We start from the raw sequence: 16,365 nt of genomic DNA, 5'->3' as shown, positions 1-16,365 counted from the left end.
CTCAACTGTATGCCGTCCTTGGCCCGGACGGCAAATCGTCATCGCCGCGAGGTGGCGCGGTCACTCTCCTGACGTGTTGCTGGGTGAGGCTGCCGGGCTCGGCGACGCCGCCGGGCTGGCGGACGGGCTGGCGGACGGGCTGGCCGACGGGGTCGCACCGGCGGCGGTCTGGGCCGCCTCCAGAGCGGCCTCGGCCGCGGTCGCCCGCTGGATGGCCTCCTCGAGGTCCTTCTGCGCCTCGCCGTACGCCGTCCAGTCGTTGTTCTGCTGGGCCGTGCGGCCGGCCGTGAACGCCTTCTGCAGGTCGTCCAGGGCGTTCTGCAGACGCTGCTGGGCCGTGGTCACCCCGGAGTCACCCGAGTCACCCCCGGTGCCGCTGTCGCCGTCACCGTCGCCGCTGTCGTCGCCGGTGCTGGCCTCACCGAAGATCTGGTCGAGCGCACCGTCCAGGTCGTCGGCGAAACCGATCTTGTCGCCGAACGAGACCAGCACCTTCTGCAGCAGCGGATACGACGTGCTGCCGCTGCCCCGCACATAGACCGGCTGCACGTAGAGCAGGCCGTTGGCCAGCGGCAGGGTGAGCAGGTTGCCTCGCTGCACCGAACTGTCGTTACCGCGTTGCAGCTGGTTGAGCAGGTACGAGACGTCCGGATCGGAGTTGAACGAGTTCTGCACCTGGCCGGGACCGGAGATCACCGTGTCCTTGGGCAGCTGCAGCAGTCTCATCTGGCCGTAGTCGTCGCGCGGCTTGCCCTTCTCCTTGCCCGCGTCGGCGTCCACCGCCAGGAAGCCGGTGAGCACGCTGCGGCTGCGGCCGGCCGGGATGAAGGTGGACGTCAGCGAGAAGTTCGTGGTGTCCGTGCCCGGCATCTGCAGGGTCAGGTAGTAGGGCGGCTGCAGGGCGTTCGCCTGGGTCTTGGTCGGGTCGTCGGGAACCGTCCAGAAGTCCTGCTGCGAGTAGAACGCGTTCGCGTCGGTCACGTGGTACTGCTGCAGCAGCTCACGCTGGACCTTGAACAGGTCTTCGGGGTAGCGCAGGTGCGACATCAGGTCGGCGCTGATGCTGCTCATCGGCTCGACCGTGTTCGGGAAGACCTTCGTCCAGGCCTTCAGGATCGGGTCGTCGTTGTCCCAGGTGTAGAGCTTCACCGAGCCGTCGTAGGCGTCGACCGTGGCCTTCACCGAGTTCCGGATGTAGTTGACCCGGGTGTTGTCGAGGGCCGCGACGGCCGTGGTGGTCGCCGTGATCGAGTCGGACGTCGCGTCTTCGAGGGTCTGGGTGCGCGAGTACGGGTACTGCGAGGTGGTGGTGTAGGCGTCGATGATCCAGGTGATCCGGCCGTCGACCACCGCCGGGTACGGGTCGCCGTCGAGCGTGAGGAACGGCGCGACCTTCTCGACCCGCTCGCGCGGGGTGCGGTCGTAGAGGATCTGGGACTCGGAGTTGACCTGCTTGGAGAGCAGGATGTTCTGGTCCTGGAACTTGATCGAGTAGAGCAGCTGGCGCAGCGTCGAGCCGACCTTGACGCCGCCCTCACCGGTGTAGGTGTAGTTCTGCTGGCCGCTCGCCGCCGTGTCGTCGGGGATGTCCAGCTCCTGCGGCGCGGCCCCCTCGGGAGCGCCCACGATCGAGTAGTTGGGCGAGTTCTCACCGAAGTAGATGCGCGGCTCGTACTCACCCAGCTTGCCGGTGGTCGGGATGCTCGACTCCAGGAACACCGGGCGGCCGTCGGCGGTGCGCTCGTTGCCGTAGGCCGCGACCATGCCGTAGCCGTGGGTGTAGACGATGTGGTCGTTGACCCAGTTGCGCTGCGCCTCGGGCGCGGCGTCGATGTTCAGCTCACGGGTGGCGACCACGGCGTCGCGGGTCTCGCCGTCGATCTCGTACTTGTCGACGTCGAGGGTGTCCGCGAACGAGTAGTACTGCTTGATCTGCTGCAGCTGCGAGAACGTGGGGCCGACCAGCGACGGGTCTTGCAGGCGGATGCCCGGGATGCTCGCCGCGCTCTTGCGCAGGTCGGCCTCGTCGGCCTCGGACTGCGCGTCGTAGGTCTCGGTCTTGATGTTGTCGAGACCGTAGGCGGCGCGCGTGGCCTTGATGTTCTTGTCGATGTAGGCCCGCTCGAGCTCCTGGGCGCTCGGCTGCACCTGGAAGCGCTGCACGGCGGCCGGGTAGATGCCGCCGATGACGATCGCGGAGACCACCAGCAGGGCGGTGCCGTAGAGCGGGATCAGGCGCCAGCGCTCGACGAACGCGGCCACGATGAACAGCAGCGCGATGATCACGGCGATACCGGCCAGCACGCCGCGCGAGGTCAGGCCCGCGTTCGCGTCGGTGTAGGTGAGACCGGTGATGAGCCGCGAGTCCTTGACCGAGAGCGCGTAACGACCCAGCCAGTAGTCGAGACCGCGCAGCACCAGGAACGAGCCGGCCAGCACGAAGAGGTGGATGCGGGCGGCCGAGGTGAGGCGCTGCCCGCCGCCCTGCACCCGCAGACCGCCGTAGAGATAGTGCGTCACGAGTGCGGCGATCGCCGACAGGAACACCGCCGCGGTCAGGAAGCTGACCAGGAACTGCAGCCAGGGCAGCGTGAACACGAAGAACCCGATGTCCAGGTTGAACTGCGGGTCCTTCTCTCCGAACGGGGTGCGGTGCAGCCACAGCTGCACGGTCTGCCACTGCTGGCTGGCCGCCGACCCGGCGAACAGGCCGAGCACCACCGGCACGGCGACACCGACCAGGCGGCGCAGCGGTTCGATGCTCTCGCGGTAGCGGTCGAGACCGACCTGCTCGGTGGACACCGGCGCGTAGATCGGCCGGCTGCGGTAGCCGACGATCAGCGAGACCGCCACCACCGCGCCCATCAGCAGGGCACCGAGCAGGAACAGGATGATCTTGGTGACCAGTTCGGTGCGGTAGACCTGCGTGAAGCCGACCGACTGGTACCAGAGAACCTCCGTCCACATCTGCGATGCGATCAGCCCCAGCACGATGAGCACCCCGAGGGTGATCAGCGTTGGTGCCAGGGCTCCGCGCCGGCGCTTGTTCAGGACCGGCCGTGGGCCTCGGGGGTCGCGCTCGTACGTCACGCATGGAGAACTTACCCACGATCGCCCTGGTTCCCTACCCGACGTAGCTGATCCTGTGCTGTGAATAGCCTCGGTGGGGCGATTGATCACTTCGGTGGGAGACTTCGGGCCGTGACTGATGAACTCCTCGAACCCCGCTCACTGTCCGTCCGCCGTGTGATCGTGGAGCTCGAGCGGCACGTGGCGACGGCCGGCTGGGACGCCCCGGTGCGGGTGTTCGCCCTGGTCAAGACCGCGGGGGCGCTGGAGCGCGACCCCTCGCTGGCGAACCGCCTGCCGACCGAGGTGATCACCGCGGCCCAGGAGGACCCCGACCACCTGACCGCTGTCGAGCAGGAGGGCCTGCCCCAGGCGTCCACTCTCGAAGAACTTCTGCACCAGATCGCCTGGCCGGAATCGGTGGACGGTTCCGCCGTGGTGGTGGAGCGCACCGTGCTGCCGCCCGAGGTGGAGAACCAGATCCCCGACGACGCCGAGATCGCGGCCGCCTGGATCGACAGCCACCCCGACCGGCGGGACGTGCGCATCGGGGCCGCGGTGCTGCGCACGGGTGAGTACTGCTGCGCCGTGCGGGCCCGCGACCACGACTCCGAGGACAGCGTGGCGGTCGGGCCCGACCTCGCCCCCGGACTGGTCGAGGCGGTGGGCGCGACCCTGGAGTGACCCGCCGGAGGTGAGCCCCGGCGCGTCCACCCCCAGGTTTCCCGTTCTGCCCCGCGGCTCACCGGCCTACTGCGGGGCAGACCTCAGGACGTGCAGGCGGGGAGCCCGGCCGTGTCGCCGGAGGCGATCTTCTCGACGTCGGTGCGGGCCTGGTCGAGGGTGCCGACCCTGACCACCTGCAGCCCGTCGGGCACGTGCCCGACGACCTCGTTGCAGTTGTCGGCCGGGGCCAGGAAGTAGTCGGCCCCGGCGTTGCGGGCCCCCACCAGCTTCTGCCGGATGCCACCGATCGGGCCGACCGTGCCGTCGGCGTCGATCGTGCCGGTGCCGGCGATGTCCTTGCCGCCGGTCAGGTCGCCCTCGGTGAGCGTGTCGATGATGCCGAGCGCGAACATCATCCCGGCGCTGGGGCCGCCGATGTCCTCGATCTGGATCTTCACGTCGAACGGGAAGTTGAAGTCCGGCGTGATGTAGATGCCCAGCACCGTGTCGCCGTCCTCCGCCTGGGTGGTCTGCGTGGTCACGGTCCGCGTCCGGCCGTCGCGCCGGATCCGGACCTGCACGTCGTCACCGGCCCTCGTCTTCGCCAGCGTGGTGCGCAGCTCGGCCAGGTCGCCCACCTCGGAACCGCCGACGCCCAGGATCACGTCGTCTTCCTTCAGCACCTTCGAGGCCGGCGACGAGGGGTCGGAGCCGGCCACGGTCAGCGTGGTGGGCACATCGATGTCGAGCGTGGACAGGGCCGCGGCAGTGGCGTTCTCCTGCGACGAGGTCATCTCGGCGGCGTTCTCGGCGTCCGACTGCTCCTGGGTCTCCCCCGGCGTGAACACCGATTCCTCGGGCAGGACCGCGCTGCTGCCGCGCACCCAGGCCGCGAACACCTGGGCCAGCGAGACGCTGCGGTCGGGGCCACCGATCACCGAGACCGTGGTCAGGTCGAGCGTGCCCGAGGTCTTGTAGGTCTGGTGGCCGGAGATCGAGATCAGCGGCTTGCCGTCGACCTCGCCCAGGGTGTTCAGCACCGGGCCCGGGCTGAGGATCGCGTACTTCACCGGCAGCAGCACGACCACCGCCGAGAGGATCACCGCGAACAGGCAGGCGACGAGCATGACCGCGGTGCGCGGGTCGATCAGGCCCGAGCGCCGGTCCGGCCGGTCTGGTTCGCGGAACGGGGTCTGGTCCTGGTCGGTCACGGGTCCAGAGTAGAGCGGCGGCGTTTGGACTGACGCGACCTGGCCTGCCGCACGATCGCCGCGGTGCCCAGCAACGCCACGGCCGCACCGGCGGCCCCCAGCGCGGCGTCGCGGCCACCCACCCGGCGACCGCTCGGGGCGGCCCGCCGGCGGCGCTGGTCGTCGAGCAGGCCCTGGAGACAGGACTCGTTGTCGTGCAACGGTTCCCAGCCCGCCTCGGTCAGTCTCCGCGAGCCGATGACCCAGGGGTGGACGACGTAGGCGAGTTCGCTCGCCGGGGTGTTCAGGGCACCCACCCGGTGCAGGCGCTCGGCGGTGCTGAACGCCAGTCCCGCGGGCACCTCCAGACGCCGCATGCCGCTGATCGTCTCGACCTGTGATTCGTCCATGGATCCGGCCGCGCCGACGGTGAGCGGGCCGTCGATCTCCCGGGTCAGCACGGTCCAGATCGCCCCGGCCAGGTCGTCGACGTGGCAGAACTGCCACTGGGTGCCGGTGCCGCGCAGCACCAGCAGACGCGGCGCCTCGAAGTGCCGGGTGACCGCGGTGTCGACGCCCGGGCCGACCAGCGCGGCGGGACGCAGCAGGGTGAACGCCAGGCCCGGGTGCACCCGGGGGATGCGCTCGAGCACCCGCTCGACCTCGAGCAGGTCGCCGACCTGGCCCTCGTCGGAGTCGGCCCGGCAGTCGGCGTCGTCGGGCAGCGGCACCGGGTTGTCGGGGCGGGCGCCGAGCACCATGGCGCTGGTGACGGCGACGAACCGGCGCGCGCCCACGGCGGCCGCGGCCATGCTCACGGCCTGGGCGGCGCGGACCGCGCGCAGCCGGCGGTCGGACGGGCTGCCGGTGCCGGTCGCCTCGGCCAGGTCGTCGGCGGTGGCCAGGTGGATCACGACGTCGGCCTGGTCGAGGGCGGTGACCACGTCGGGCGAGGAGATGTCGGCGGCACGCCACTCGACGCCGGTGTCGGTGCCGGGGACGATGCCGAGATCGGGGACGCTGTCGGTGCGGGCCGGTCTGGGTTCCCGTTTGGTCAGGCCGGAGGGGAGGTACGAGCGGCGGCGGGGTTTCTCCTCGGTGCTCTCCGCCGGTTTCTCGCCGGGTGCGGTGGGGAGCACGGCCAAGTCCGCACCTGTGACGACGGTGGTCTCGGGTGCGGTGTCCCCGGGTTCTTTCGGATCAGCCTTCGGGCCGGGCTCGGGATCGAGCTTCGGGTCAGGCTGGGGGTCGGGTTTCGGGTCGGGCTTGGGGTCGGGCTTGGGGTCGGGCTTGGTGGGGACGGGCATCACCAGGCGCTCGATGCGCTCGGCCGAGTCGATCGCGATCACCCGGGTCGGGGCGGGTCCTTTTCCGGCGGTGGCGGTTTCACTCATCCGGCTCAGCAGCGAGCGCACCAGCGCCCGTCCGGCGGGACCGGCGGCGCCGGTGACGGCGATCACTCCTGGCCCCTGCTGACCACCGGTTCCGAGCAGGAATCGAGGGCGGCGTGTCGGGGTCACGGGGGAATCCCATCATCACGAGGCGATTCCCGGCACCCCGGGGCAGCGTGGGCCACAGCGGGCGTGCCCTTTCAGGCAGTACGGACGGGGCCGGGTTTGGGTCCGGGCTTTTCGCCGTGGGCTGATCCGGGCTCGATCGGGGTGGTCCCGTCGTTGGACCGGGCAACTGATTTCGCCGCACCGCGAACGACCCGGCAGGATCGACAGTGGAGCGACACATCCGGGTGACAGTGTGGTCGGCTGGGTCGGTGTGGCGGTTCGGTGCGACCCTGGAGTCCGGAGCGCGAGCGTCCGGACTCCGGTTGGCGGCTCGACCGGTTCGACGGTTCGGCTCACGAACGGCCCATACGCACAGCAGCACGCACGGCGGCACGCCGGTCGACGGCGAGGGAGACGCAGAACATGAGCGAGGGAAACCGGGACGGCCGGGACGCTGAGTCCGACGGCCCCCGCGACGACGAGAACCAGACTCCCGACACGCCTGCGGAGGGCCCCCGCGGGGGCACCGGCCCGCGCATCGGCTTCGGCTCCGACCTGCCCACCGGCGGGGCGGGCTCGGCCCCCAAGAAAGACGAGTCCCCCGAAGACCCGCTGGCCGGGCTGTTCTCCGCCTTCACCGGCGGCGGTGCCGGGGGCCAGCTGCCGCCCGACCTGCTCGGCAGCCTCCCCCCGGGCATGCTCAACATCCCCGGGATGCCGCAGGACCCGGCGGCGCTGCAGGCCATGCTCAGCCAGGTGCAGCAGCTCATGACCACCGGGGGTGACGGCCCGGTGAACTGGGAGCTCGCCACCAACGTGGCCCGTCAGGCCGCGGCCGAGGGTGGCGACCCGAGCGTGGGAGAGGCCCAGCAGCGCAAGGTCGCCGAGGCCCTGCGCACCGCCGACCTCTGGCTCGACCGGGTCTGCGACCTGCCCGCGGCGACCGCCCGCACCGAGGCCTGGAGCCGCGCCGAGTGGATCGAGAACACCCTCGGCGTCTGGAAGGTCGTGGTCGAGCCGGTCGCCGACAGCGTGGGTGACGCGATGGCCAAGGCCCTCGCCGAGCAGGCTCCCGAGGAGATGCGCGGTCTGCTCGGCAACGCCCTGCCGATGATGCGCAAGATGGGTGGCACGTTCTTCGGCGCGCAGCTCGGCCAGGCCCTGGGGGCCCTGTCGCGTGAGGTGATCGGCGGCGGTGACGTCGGTCTGCCGCTCCTGCCGGCCGGCAAGGTGGCGATGATCCCGGCCAACCTCTCCGCCTTCGGCGAGGGGCTGGGGCTGGAGGAAGACGAGGTCCGTCTCTACCTGGCGCTGCGTGAGGCCGCCTACGCCCGGCTCGTCGCCGACGTGCCGTGGCTGCGGGCGCACCTGCTGTCGCTGGTCGAGGAGTACGCGCGGGGCATCGTCATCGACACCGAGCGCATCGAGTCGGCGATCCGCGAGATCGACCCGTCCGACCCGGAGGCCATGCAGGCCGCATTGTCGTCCGACATCTTCGAGCCCGAGCGCACCCCGGCTCAGCAGGCCGCGCTCGACCGGCTCGAGATGGCGCTCGCCCTGGTCGAGGGCTGGGTCGACACCGTGGTCGACGAGGCCGCACGGCACTCGCTGCCGCACGCCTCGGCGCTGCAGGAGACCATCCGCCGGCGCCGTGCCGCGGGTGGCCCGGCCGAGCACACGTTCGCCTCGCTCGTCGGTCTCGAGCTGCGGCCCCGCCGTCTGCGGGAGGCCGCCGCGGTGTGGTCGGCACTCACCTCGGCCCGCGGCGCCGCCGGGCGGGACGCGCTCTGGCAGCACCCCGACATCGCGCCCGGGGAGGCCGCTTTCGCCGATCCGATGGGCTTCGCCCAGGTGGAGAAGGCGGGCGACGACATGGACGCCGAGCTGGCCAAACTGCTCGACGGCGGCCTGGGCGACGCACCCTCCGAAGACGGCTCGTCCGAGGAGAAGAAGAAGGACGACGACGACCAGTGACGAGCGGTTCTGCCCTTCTCGACGACGTCGGCGTCGCCCTGCGCGACGCCGAGCCGGCCGGCCCGGCCGAGCGGTTCGAGCAGACGGCCTGGCTGGCGCTGCTCGCGAGCACGGGTGAGGGCCTGCTGCGCCGTGAGCAGGCCCCGGCCCACCTGACCGCCTCGGCGGCGGTGCTCAGTCCCGACGGTTCGCAGACCTGCCTGGTCTTCCACCACAAGATGCAGCTGTGGGTGCAGCCGGGCGGGCACTTCGACGCCGGTGACACCTCGGGCGCCCAGGCCGCGGCCCGCGAGGTCGTGGAGGAGACGGGGTTGTCCGGGCGGGTGCTGGGGGCGCCGGTGCTGTTGTCCCGGCACCCCGCACCCTGCGCGCCCGGGATCGTCGACTACCACCTCGACCTGCAGTACCTGATGATCACGGACGTCGTGGACCCCACTCCCAGCGACGAGTCACCTCAGGTGCGGTGGTGGCCGGTGGGTGAGCTGCCGGGTGACCTCGCGTCGGGGGTGCCGGAGCTGGTGCGGCGCGCGGGCCAGGTGCTGAAGGCCCAGCGCTAGGAGGTCGCGGGACGCCGGCGGTTGCGACCTCGGCGTCTCGTCGGCCTTGGGTGGCCACGGGTTCAGGTGGGGCCGCCGGTTCAGGTGGGAGCGACCTCGGATGGCCGCGGGTTCGGGTGGCCGCCGGTTCAGGGTGGCCGCCGGTTCAGGGTGGCCGCCGGTTCGGGTGCCTGACTTCGGACGCCTGACTTCAGGTGGTCGCGGCCAGGCTGCGTCCGGAGCCTTCGCCCGGTGCCTCGTCCGGATCGGTCGGGGTGCCGGCCTCGCCGTGCTCCTCCTCGGTGTCCCCGTGCTCGGCACGGTCGGCCGGGGTCTCTCCGTCGGGGACCGAACCCGGCGGGTCGTCGTCCACCGGCAGGTCGCGGGCCGCCGAGAATCCCTCGAGAAAACCCCGGGCGCGCTCGGTGCGCGGGTAGGTGTCGAGCAGCGACCAGAAGTCCGGCCCGTGGCCGGGCTGGATCAGGTGGGCCAGCTCGTGCAGCAGTACGTAGTCGAGCACCCAGGCGGGCATGCCCAGCAGCCGGGTGCTCAGCCGGATCGAGCGGTCGGCCGGGGTGCACGACCCCCAGCGGGTGTTCTGGTTCTGCACCCAGGTCACGCTCGCGGGAGTGGCCAGACCCCGCAGGTGCCGCTCGTTCAGCGTCTGGGCGCGCGTGAGCAGTTCCTCGTCACCGGGCCGACGCCGACGCTCCTGGGCGGAGAGCCGGTCGAGCATGCGCTGCACCCACTCCTGCTCCTGGCTGCGGGTGAAACGCGCCGGGATCAGCACCACGGTGCGGCCGGCCTCGCGGTACGCCGTCACCGTGCTCCGGCGCCGTCCGCTCCGACGTACCTCGACCCGCGGATCGTCCGCCGGTTCCGGCGTGCTATTGGCCACCTCCGCACCGTACCCGCCGAATGCCCTGAGAATCAGTGATCAAACGCGGTGTGATCGCAGAACCGCAACTAGCTTGCGCGTCGACGAACGGTCATCCAGGCGCTGATCTCGGGACAAAAGGGAATCATCCACAGCCTCACCCGCGATCTCCACAGGTTTCTCCACAGGTCGGTGCACCGTGGGGACAGATCCGATTCAGTTCAGGGGTGCACCCCCGATTGACGGCACGCCCGACCTCTCATAGCGTGATCCATAAGGGCTCCGGGTAACGATCTTCGCGCGCTGGGGAAGGCGCACGGTGATCGACCCGGGGCCCCTTTTCATGTGGCGGTTCTAACTCCGAGTACCCGGACAGGCCGTTACAAAACCGACATCTTGCCAGGCTCAGGCCCCCTCCCGGCGCGCCGATTAGCCTTCTAAGCAGGCACAACCCATGTGCTGAGCTAATGTGACCTTCCGACCGGGCCGGGGAGTCGCTGCGGAAGGCGTCACGCCCAGTCAGGGCACCGCCTCGTTACGAGCGGTCGATGCGTCCAGACCAACTCACAACCCGTAACAGGAGCGAACATGTCGGACACCTACAGCGGCGAGTTCTACTGCGTGAAGTGCAAGGAGAAGCGCCAGGCCGAGGGCAAGGTCGTGGAGACCAACGGCCGGCGCATGGCGAAGGGCGTCTGCCCGGTGTGCGGGACGAACCTGAACCGCATCCTCGGCAAGGCCTGACCAGCACCTTCGGGCAGTCGGGGCGCTCTTGCGAGCAGACCTCGACGATCGGGCCAGCCGGCGGCGACCGCCGCCAGCAGGCCCAGGGTGCAGCGGTGGCGGACGCCAGGACACGGTGACGAGTCCTGGCCGCCACCCCCATCCGTCCACAGTTATCCACAGTTCCGGACCTCCCTGTGGACGGTCCCCCGCACGATCCCGATCTCCCTGGCACGCTTTCAGCGGGCCGAAGGGGGAATTCGTGCGTATACGTCTCAAGCCGGGGCTCCGGCGAGCCTGGCGGGATCCCGCCACGCTGCAGCTGGGGCTCTCCCGGCGCCGCGGAACCGTGATCACCGGGCTCACTCCGCAGGACCGGCCTCTGGTCGAGGCCCTGCGACACGGCATCGACAGCATCGGCACCCCCGAACGCCTCGGCCCACCGGCTTCCGGCCGGACCGGCCGTCCGGCGCTCGGTCACAACGACGGAGCGGCTCCCCCGGCCCGTGACTCCGCCCTGCTCCGGCTTCTCGACGAGGCCGGAGTGCTGGCCCCGACCGGTTTCCCACCTCCGGGCCGCCCCGGTCAGGCGACCGCCCGTCTGTCCCCCGACGCGTCCGTCTGGTCGGTGGTGCATCCCGGGTGCGGTGACGGCTGGCCGCTGCTCGCCGTCCGGGCTCGGTGCCTGGTCGTGGTGCGCGGCGCCGGCCGCATCGGCACCTCCCTCGCCGCGACGCTCGCCGCCGCCGGTGTCGGCACCGTGCTGGTGCAGGACGCCGGGCGCGTCGGGCCCGAAGACCTGGCCCCGGCGGGCGCCGGGCTGCCCGACCTCGGCCGCCCGCGGCAGGCCGTCGGTCAGGACGTGGTGCGGCGCTCCGGCGGTCATCCCGCCCCGCGTCCCCCCGGGCGCGGGCCCGATCTGGTCGTGCTCGTCGAGCACGGCGCGGCCGACGCGGCCCGGGCCGACCCGCTGATGAGCACCGACGTGCCGCACCTGGCCGTGGTGGTGGGTGAAGACGGCGTGGTCGTCGGCCCCCTGGTGCGCCCGGGTTCGTCCCCCTGCCTGCGCTGCCTCGACCTGCACCGCCGCGACCGTGACCCGGCCTGGCCCGGCGTGCTGAGCCAGGTGCTCCAGCAGGTGCGCGACCACGGCCCGATGCCCGAGGAGAGCGCGGTCGCCGGGCTCACCGCCGGGCTGGCCACGCTGCAGGTGCTCGCCCATCTCGACGGCCACGGCGTGCCCGCCGCCGTGGGTGCCACGCTCGAGGTGGAGCTGCCCGACGGGCTGATCGCCCGGCGTCCCTGGCCCGTGCACCCGGCCTGCGGATGCCCCGGGCCACGCGGAACATCCCGGGTCGCAGGGCACTAGTGGGACAGTCGGGCAGGCGTTCAGCGGTGTGAGAAGGGAGAATGTGACGGTGACAGATCTGCCGCGTCGCGCGGTCACCCGGACGGCGAAGCTGGCGTCCCTGCCCCTGACCGTTGCCGGGCGCACCGCCCTGGGCGTCGGCAAGCGTCTCGGCGGCAAGCCGGCCGAGCTGGTCGCGGCCGAGATGCAGGCCCGCACGGCCGAGCAGCTCTTCCGCGTGCTGGGAGAGCTCAAGGGCGGGGCGATGAAGTTCGGCCAGGCCCTGAGCGTCTTCGAGGCCGCGCTGCCCGAGGAGGTGGCCGCTCCCTACCGCGCCACCCTGACCAAGCTGCAGGACTCCGCTCCCCCGCTGCCCGCGGCCACCGTGCACAAGGTGCTGGCCGAACAGCTCGGCCCGCGCTGGCGCACCAGCAAGTTCAAGAGCTTCGACGACCAGCCCGCCGCCGCGGCGAGCATCGGCCAGGTGCACAAGGCGGTCTGGCGCGACGGCCGGCCCTGCGCGGTGAAGATCCAGTACCCGGGCGCCGGCGCGGCCCTGATCTCCGACCTCAACCAGGTGACCCGGGTGGGCCGGGTCGCCGCCGGGTGGATCCCCGGGCTGGACGTCAAACCCATCCTCGACGAGCTCAAGGCCCGCATGGTCGAGGAGCTCGACTACTCGCTCGAGGCCAAGACCCAGGCGCGCTTCGCCAAGGCGTTCCGCGGCGACCCGGTGTTCGCGATCCCGGAGGTGCTGGCCAGCAGCGAGCACGTCATCGTCAGCGAGTGGCTCGAAGGTGTGCCGCTGTCGAAGCTCATCGCCTCCGGCACCCGCGAAGAACGCGACCTCGGCGCCCGGCGCTACATGGAGTTCCTGCTGGCGGGCCCGGCCCGTGCCGGTCTGCTGCACGCCGACCCGCACCCGGGCAACTACCGGCTGCTCGACGACGGCCGCTTCGGCGTGCTCGACTTCGGCGCGGTCAAACGCCTGCCCCAGGGCATGCCCCCGGAGATGGGGCACCTGCTCACGCTGGCCCTCGCGGGTGAGGCGGACGCGGTGGTCGACGGTCTGCGCGAGCTCGGCTTCATCAAGTCGAGCATCACGATCGACGGCGAGGCCCTGCTCACCTACCTGGCCCCGTTCATCGAGCCGATCCGTCACCCCAGCTGGCGCTTCGAGCGCTCGTGGATGCGCTCGCTCTTCACCTACGTCAACGACGTGCGGCGGCCCGACTGGACGATGGGCCTCAAACTCAACCTGCCGCCCGAGTACCTCCTGATCCACCGGGTCTGGCTGGGTGGCATCGCGGTGCTGTGCCAGATCGACGGTGACGTGCCCGTGCCCGAGGTGCTGCAGGAGTGGCTGCCCGGGTTCGACGTCGGTGCCTACGAGCTCGAGCCCGACGACGTGGCTCCCTGACCCACCACCAGGCCGGGCCCCGCCCGACCTCCGGACCCCCCACCCCCGGCGAACGGCCGGATTCCGTTCCTCATTACGGCGTACGGGTGCGCACGGGCACTGCAGTGATGAGCACCACATCGCCACCTCGCAACCGGCCGTCGTGGGCCTGCGTCGAACCACCGCTCCTATCGGGTCCGGACGCGCCCGGCACCCGGCGCGAACGCGCAGCCCGACGGGTCGGTTGACCCTGTGTGAGCCGTCCGGAAGGCTCGACCGGCACGCCGCGCGGGCGCGCCGACAGCAACCACACAGCCTGCGACCAGCACCGGAGGTCCCCGGGCAGGGATCACACAGGGTTGCCGCCCGAAAAGTCGCGAACGCGTCCGGGCATTCATCGGGCATCCGGAGAATGAGACGCAAATCCCGGATCCCGAGATGAATTGGCTGCCCGAGCACAGCCCCGCGATACATCCAGATGTCGTGCAGATATCGGCCGGAACGGTGAACCGTCATCCGCGCGTTACTCGAAATGCGTACCCTGAAGCCCATGAATGGCTCACTGCGTTCAGAGTCCCGCGTCGCCGAACCCCACCCAGCCGGACTGGCTGCGATTCCCTCGCAGGCCGGCGCCCACACCCACTGCCGGTCCTGCCTCGCACCGGCCCCACAAGATCTCTACCGGGTCGTCGGGGCCTGGTCGGTGATCAACGGAGTCGCCCTCTGGGACTGCGAAAACTGCGCCCGGGAGCGAATTCTCGAGATCGAAGCCGGCCAGGACGTGCGCGGCGTAGGGCACTGACCGGCCCTACCCCTCACCGATAGGCCACATGCACCCCCGCACCGTCGGGTCAGGCAGGCCGCTCCCGCACCGATGACGGGACCGGCGACCGCACGGTCCGCAGCCATCCGGCCGCGGACCTGCTAATCCCTACCTGTCGGCCGGAGAATGCATCCGATGATTGATTGCTCCAGTACATTTTCTGATCACCCGCACGCTATTCACCAGTGATTACCCGGTTGAACAGCGCCGCGCATTCATTGAACGCCGGGCTCAGTCCACGTCGAGGTAGACGAAGCCGGGTCCCTCGTCGCGGTAGGTGACGCCCAGTCGCCCACAGGCATCGGCCAGGGTCTCGCTCCACGATCCGGTGACCGCCTCGTCCGTGCGCTCGAAGCCGTGGTCGGCCGTGAGCAGGAACGTGACCTGGTCGCGCACCCCCAGGGTGTCGAGGTGGGCGAGGAACACGCCCAGACGCCGGTCGGCGTCGCGAAGGCTGTCCCGGGCGATCTTCGAACGCGGGCCCCCCGCGTGGTGCCCGGCATCGGTGACGACCGTCGACCACCAGGTGAGGTCGGGGGCCGAGTCGGCTGACGCCCAGGCCTGCCGCATCTGGTCGAGGCCGGAGTCGTCGACCTGCGTGGCCCAGCCGAAGTAACGGTCGGACAGGTGGGCCGGCTCGCCGAGGTAGGGGCTGTCCGCGGCCGACGGCAGGTAGTCGGTGATCGCGACCCGGCCCGCCCCGGATCCGGAACCCGCGCCGGCCACATCCCCCGAAGCAGACGCCGTCCCAGCCTCCGGGCCCGACGCCAGGTCCGGCCCCGCACCACTCAGCGCCCGGACCAGCTGCATCGTCGAGACCGTCGCTCCTCGGTCCACCGCCTCGTTCACGCACAGACTGCGCGACGACGGCCGGGCCTGGGCCAGACGCTCGAACACCGTCATCACCCCGGGTCGCAGCCACTCCGCACTGCGGTGCCAGGTGCTCTCGTCGTTCGCGTTGATCCGCTCGCGCCGGGCCCGGTCGTAGAAGACGTTGCCCAGAATCCCGTGACGTCCCGGCCCCACCCCGGTCAGCGCGGTGGTGTGGTTGCACAAGGTGACGCTGGGAAACTCGGCCACCGCTCCCCCGGTCAGGGCCGTGCCGTCGGCCAGGAGCGAGGCGACGGCCGGCAGCTCACCCGCCGCCGCCAGGGCGAGAAGGTCGGAGCAGTGGGCTCCGTCCCAGAGCAGGCCGATCACGAACCGGTGAGGGGCGTCGTCCACCATGTCGGTTCTCGCCACCCCCTCGACACCCGACGCCGCCCCCTCGCCCCCTGGCGCAACCACCTCGAACCCTGGCGCAACCACCTCGGTCCTCGGCCCCACCCCCTCGACACCCGACGTCGCCACCGAAACCCCGGCCGACGCGTCCTCAAGCGGTGGCACCCCAACCACCGAAACCCCCGCGAGGTGCAACAGAGTCGGCGCCACGTCGATCAGCCGCGCATACCCCTCGACCGCACCCCGCGCCGGAACCCCGGCCCCGGACAGCAGGAACGGCGCCCGCGACTGGATCACGTCGAGCGAGCCGTGTTCCCCGACGTGCCCGCCCTCGTTCCCGAAGAAGTGTGAGGGGGTGTGCATGACAACGAGATCCGGGCTGCGATCGGCGTCGGCGAAGAACGACAGCAGCCGCCGGGCCGGTTCCGGGTACGAGTTACCGGCATTGGACGGTGACGGGTCGGCCTGCTCGAGCGGATAGGGCAGGAACGCGAGCGGATCGGTGACGCCCACCGGATCCACACCTTCGAGCACCTCGTGCCGTTCGCCCGGATGCAGCCGGACCACTCCCCGGGATCCGTGCACGACGACCGTGCCGTCGTCGGGGTACGCGACCAGGTCGACGATGTCTTCGAGCCGGACCAGCTCCCGGGCGACGAGAGCACGAGCATCTGTCATAGACGGGAGAGTAGGCGCAGGACAAAGCGAAACGGGGCTGACCACCCCCTCCGATGGTCAGCCCCGTTCCGACAGCAAGACGTCAGTCAGAGTTGTGACGTTGCGTCCCAGATACGTTTCCGGACAGAAATTCTCAGCGACGGACGGCGGCCACCGCCGTCACCTTCGTCCACAGTGCCCGCTTCGTGCGGCGGCGGGCACGCAGCACAACGGCGGCGTAGCGCTCGTCGGCAGCGACGCGACGCGCCTCGGCGTGTTCTAGTTTGATCAGCTCGTAGTTGTACAGGCTGGCGTGCATGGCAGTTCCCCCTAGGAACGAAACTCATTACGTCATTGCAGGTTTCGCGAGCCAGGACGCCGGC

Annotated in this window: 12 protein-coding genes; 6 read left to right on the top strand and 6 right to left on the bottom strand. The window is 70.9% G+C overall.

Features of this window, described 5'->3' with window-relative positions; all coding sequences use genetic code 11:
* Positions 1-60: 60 nt before the first annotated feature.
* Positions 61-3,090, bottom strand: coding sequence for a UPF0182 family membrane protein (locus J2S57_RS15725; protein ID WP_307243370.1), 3,030 nt, complete (start codon positions 3,088-3,090; stop codon positions 61-63).
* Positions 3,091-3,201: 111 nt separating this feature from the next.
* On the opposite strand from J2S57_RS15725, the gene J2S57_RS15720 reads away from it, so the two are divergent.
* Positions 3,202-3,753, top strand: a complete 552-nt coding sequence (locus tag J2S57_RS15720; RefSeq protein WP_307243368.1) for a PPA1309 family protein — start codon at positions 3,202-3,204, stop codon at positions 3,751-3,753.
* An 83-nt stretch (positions 3,754-3,836) separates the two neighbouring features.
* On the opposite strand, the gene J2S57_RS15715 is transcribed toward J2S57_RS15720, so the two are convergent.
* Both J2S57_RS15715 and J2S57_RS15710 read right to left on the bottom strand, forming a co-directional pair.
* The gene (locus tag J2S57_RS15715; protein WP_307243366.1) at positions 3,837-4,946 is read right to left on the bottom strand and encodes a YlbL family protein; all 1,110 of its coding nucleotides are present in this window, start codon (positions 4,944-4,946) and stop codon (positions 3,837-3,839) included.
* The gene (locus J2S57_RS15710; RefSeq protein ID WP_307243364.1) at positions 4,943-6,385 is read right to left on the bottom strand and encodes an NAD-dependent epimerase/dehydratase family protein; all 1,443 of its coding nucleotides are present in this window, start codon (positions 6,383-6,385) and stop codon (positions 4,943-4,945) included. The genes J2S57_RS15715 and J2S57_RS15710 overlap by 4 nt, the downstream gene beginning before the upstream one ends.
* A 462-nt stretch (positions 6,386-6,847) precedes the next feature.
* On the opposite strand from J2S57_RS15710, the gene J2S57_RS15705 reads away from it, so the two are divergent.
* Both J2S57_RS15705 and J2S57_RS15700 read left to right on the top strand, forming a co-directional pair.
* Complete coding sequence (locus J2S57_RS15705; protein ID WP_307243360.1) at positions 6,848-8,398, top strand: zinc-dependent metalloprotease; 1,551 nt, start codon at positions 6,848-6,850, stop codon at positions 8,396-8,398.
* Positions 8,395-8,955 carry an NUDIX hydrolase gene (locus tag J2S57_RS15700; RefSeq protein WP_307243357.1) on the top strand — a complete coding sequence of 187 codons (561 nt, stop codon included), beginning with the start codon at positions 8,395-8,397 and terminating at the stop codon, positions 8,953-8,955. Before J2S57_RS15705 ends, J2S57_RS15700 begins: the two co-directional genes overlap by 4 nt.
* Before the next feature lie 190 nt (positions 8,956-9,145).
* Here the strand turns inward: J2S57_RS15700 and J2S57_RS15695 are convergent, their stop codons facing one another.
* On the bottom strand, positions 9,146-9,832 hold the full coding sequence (locus J2S57_RS15695; RefSeq protein WP_307243354.1) for a M48 metallopeptidase family protein: 687 nt from the start codon (positions 9,830-9,832) through the stop codon (positions 9,146-9,148).
* 567 nt (positions 9,833-10,399) lie between these two features.
* Between J2S57_RS15695 and J2S57_RS15690 the strand changes: the two genes are divergently transcribed.
* The 3 genes from J2S57_RS15690 (at position 10,400) to J2S57_RS15680 (ending at position 13,302) form a co-directional block, all read left to right on the top strand.
* The gene (locus J2S57_RS15690; protein WP_231482420.1) at positions 10,400-10,555 is read left to right on the top strand and encodes a DUF5679 domain-containing protein; all 156 of its coding nucleotides are present in this window, start codon (positions 10,400-10,402) and stop codon (positions 10,553-10,555) included.
* 241 nt (positions 10,556-10,796) lie between these two features.
* A complete protein-coding gene (locus tag J2S57_RS15685; protein ID WP_307243352.1) occupies positions 10,797-11,903 on the top strand; it encodes a hypothetical protein in 1,107 nt (368 codons plus the stop codon).
* Between the two features lie 49 nt (positions 11,904-11,952).
* Positions 11,953-13,302 (top strand): ABC1 kinase family protein, encoded by a 1,350-nt coding sequence (locus tag J2S57_RS15680; protein ID WP_307243350.1) that lies wholly within the window; start codon positions 11,953-11,955, stop codon positions 13,300-13,302.
* A 1,033-nt stretch (positions 13,303-14,335) separates the two neighbouring features.
* Here the strand turns inward: J2S57_RS15680 and J2S57_RS15675 are convergent.
* Entirely contained in the window at positions 14,336-16,003 is a 1,668-nt protein-coding gene (locus J2S57_RS15675) for an alkaline phosphatase family protein (protein ID WP_307243347.1), read from the bottom strand.
* A 133-nt stretch (positions 16,004-16,136) separates the two neighbouring features.
* Positions 16,137-16,301 (bottom strand): hypothetical protein, encoded by a 165-nt coding sequence (locus tag J2S57_RS15670; protein WP_307243345.1) that lies wholly within the window; start codon positions 16,299-16,301, stop codon positions 16,137-16,139.
* Positions 16,302-16,365 lie beyond the last annotated feature (64 nt).

Source organism: Kineosporia succinea (assembly GCF_030811555.1).
Taxonomy (GTDB): Bacteria; Actinomycetota; Actinomycetes; order Actinomycetales; family Kineosporiaceae; genus Kineosporia; species Kineosporia succinea.
This window is presented reverse-complemented; position numbering and strand designations above follow the sequence as displayed.

Coding starts and splice junctions, on each gene's coding strand:
- J2S57_RS15675 (WP_307243347.1), bottom strand. CDS start 16,003: ATGACAGATGCTCGTGCTCTCGTCGCCCGGGAGCTGGTCCGGCTCGAA.
- J2S57_RS15705 (WP_307243360.1), top strand. CDS start 6,848: ATGAGCGAGGGAAACCGGGACGGCCGGGACGCTGAGTCCGACGGCCCC.
- J2S57_RS15670 (WP_307243345.1), bottom strand. CDS start 16,301: ATGCACGCCAGCCTGTACAACTACGAGCTGATCAAACTAGAACACGCC.
- J2S57_RS15690 (WP_231482420.1), top strand. CDS start 10,400: ATGTCGGACACCTACAGCGGCGAGTTCTACTGCGTGAAGTGCAAGGAG.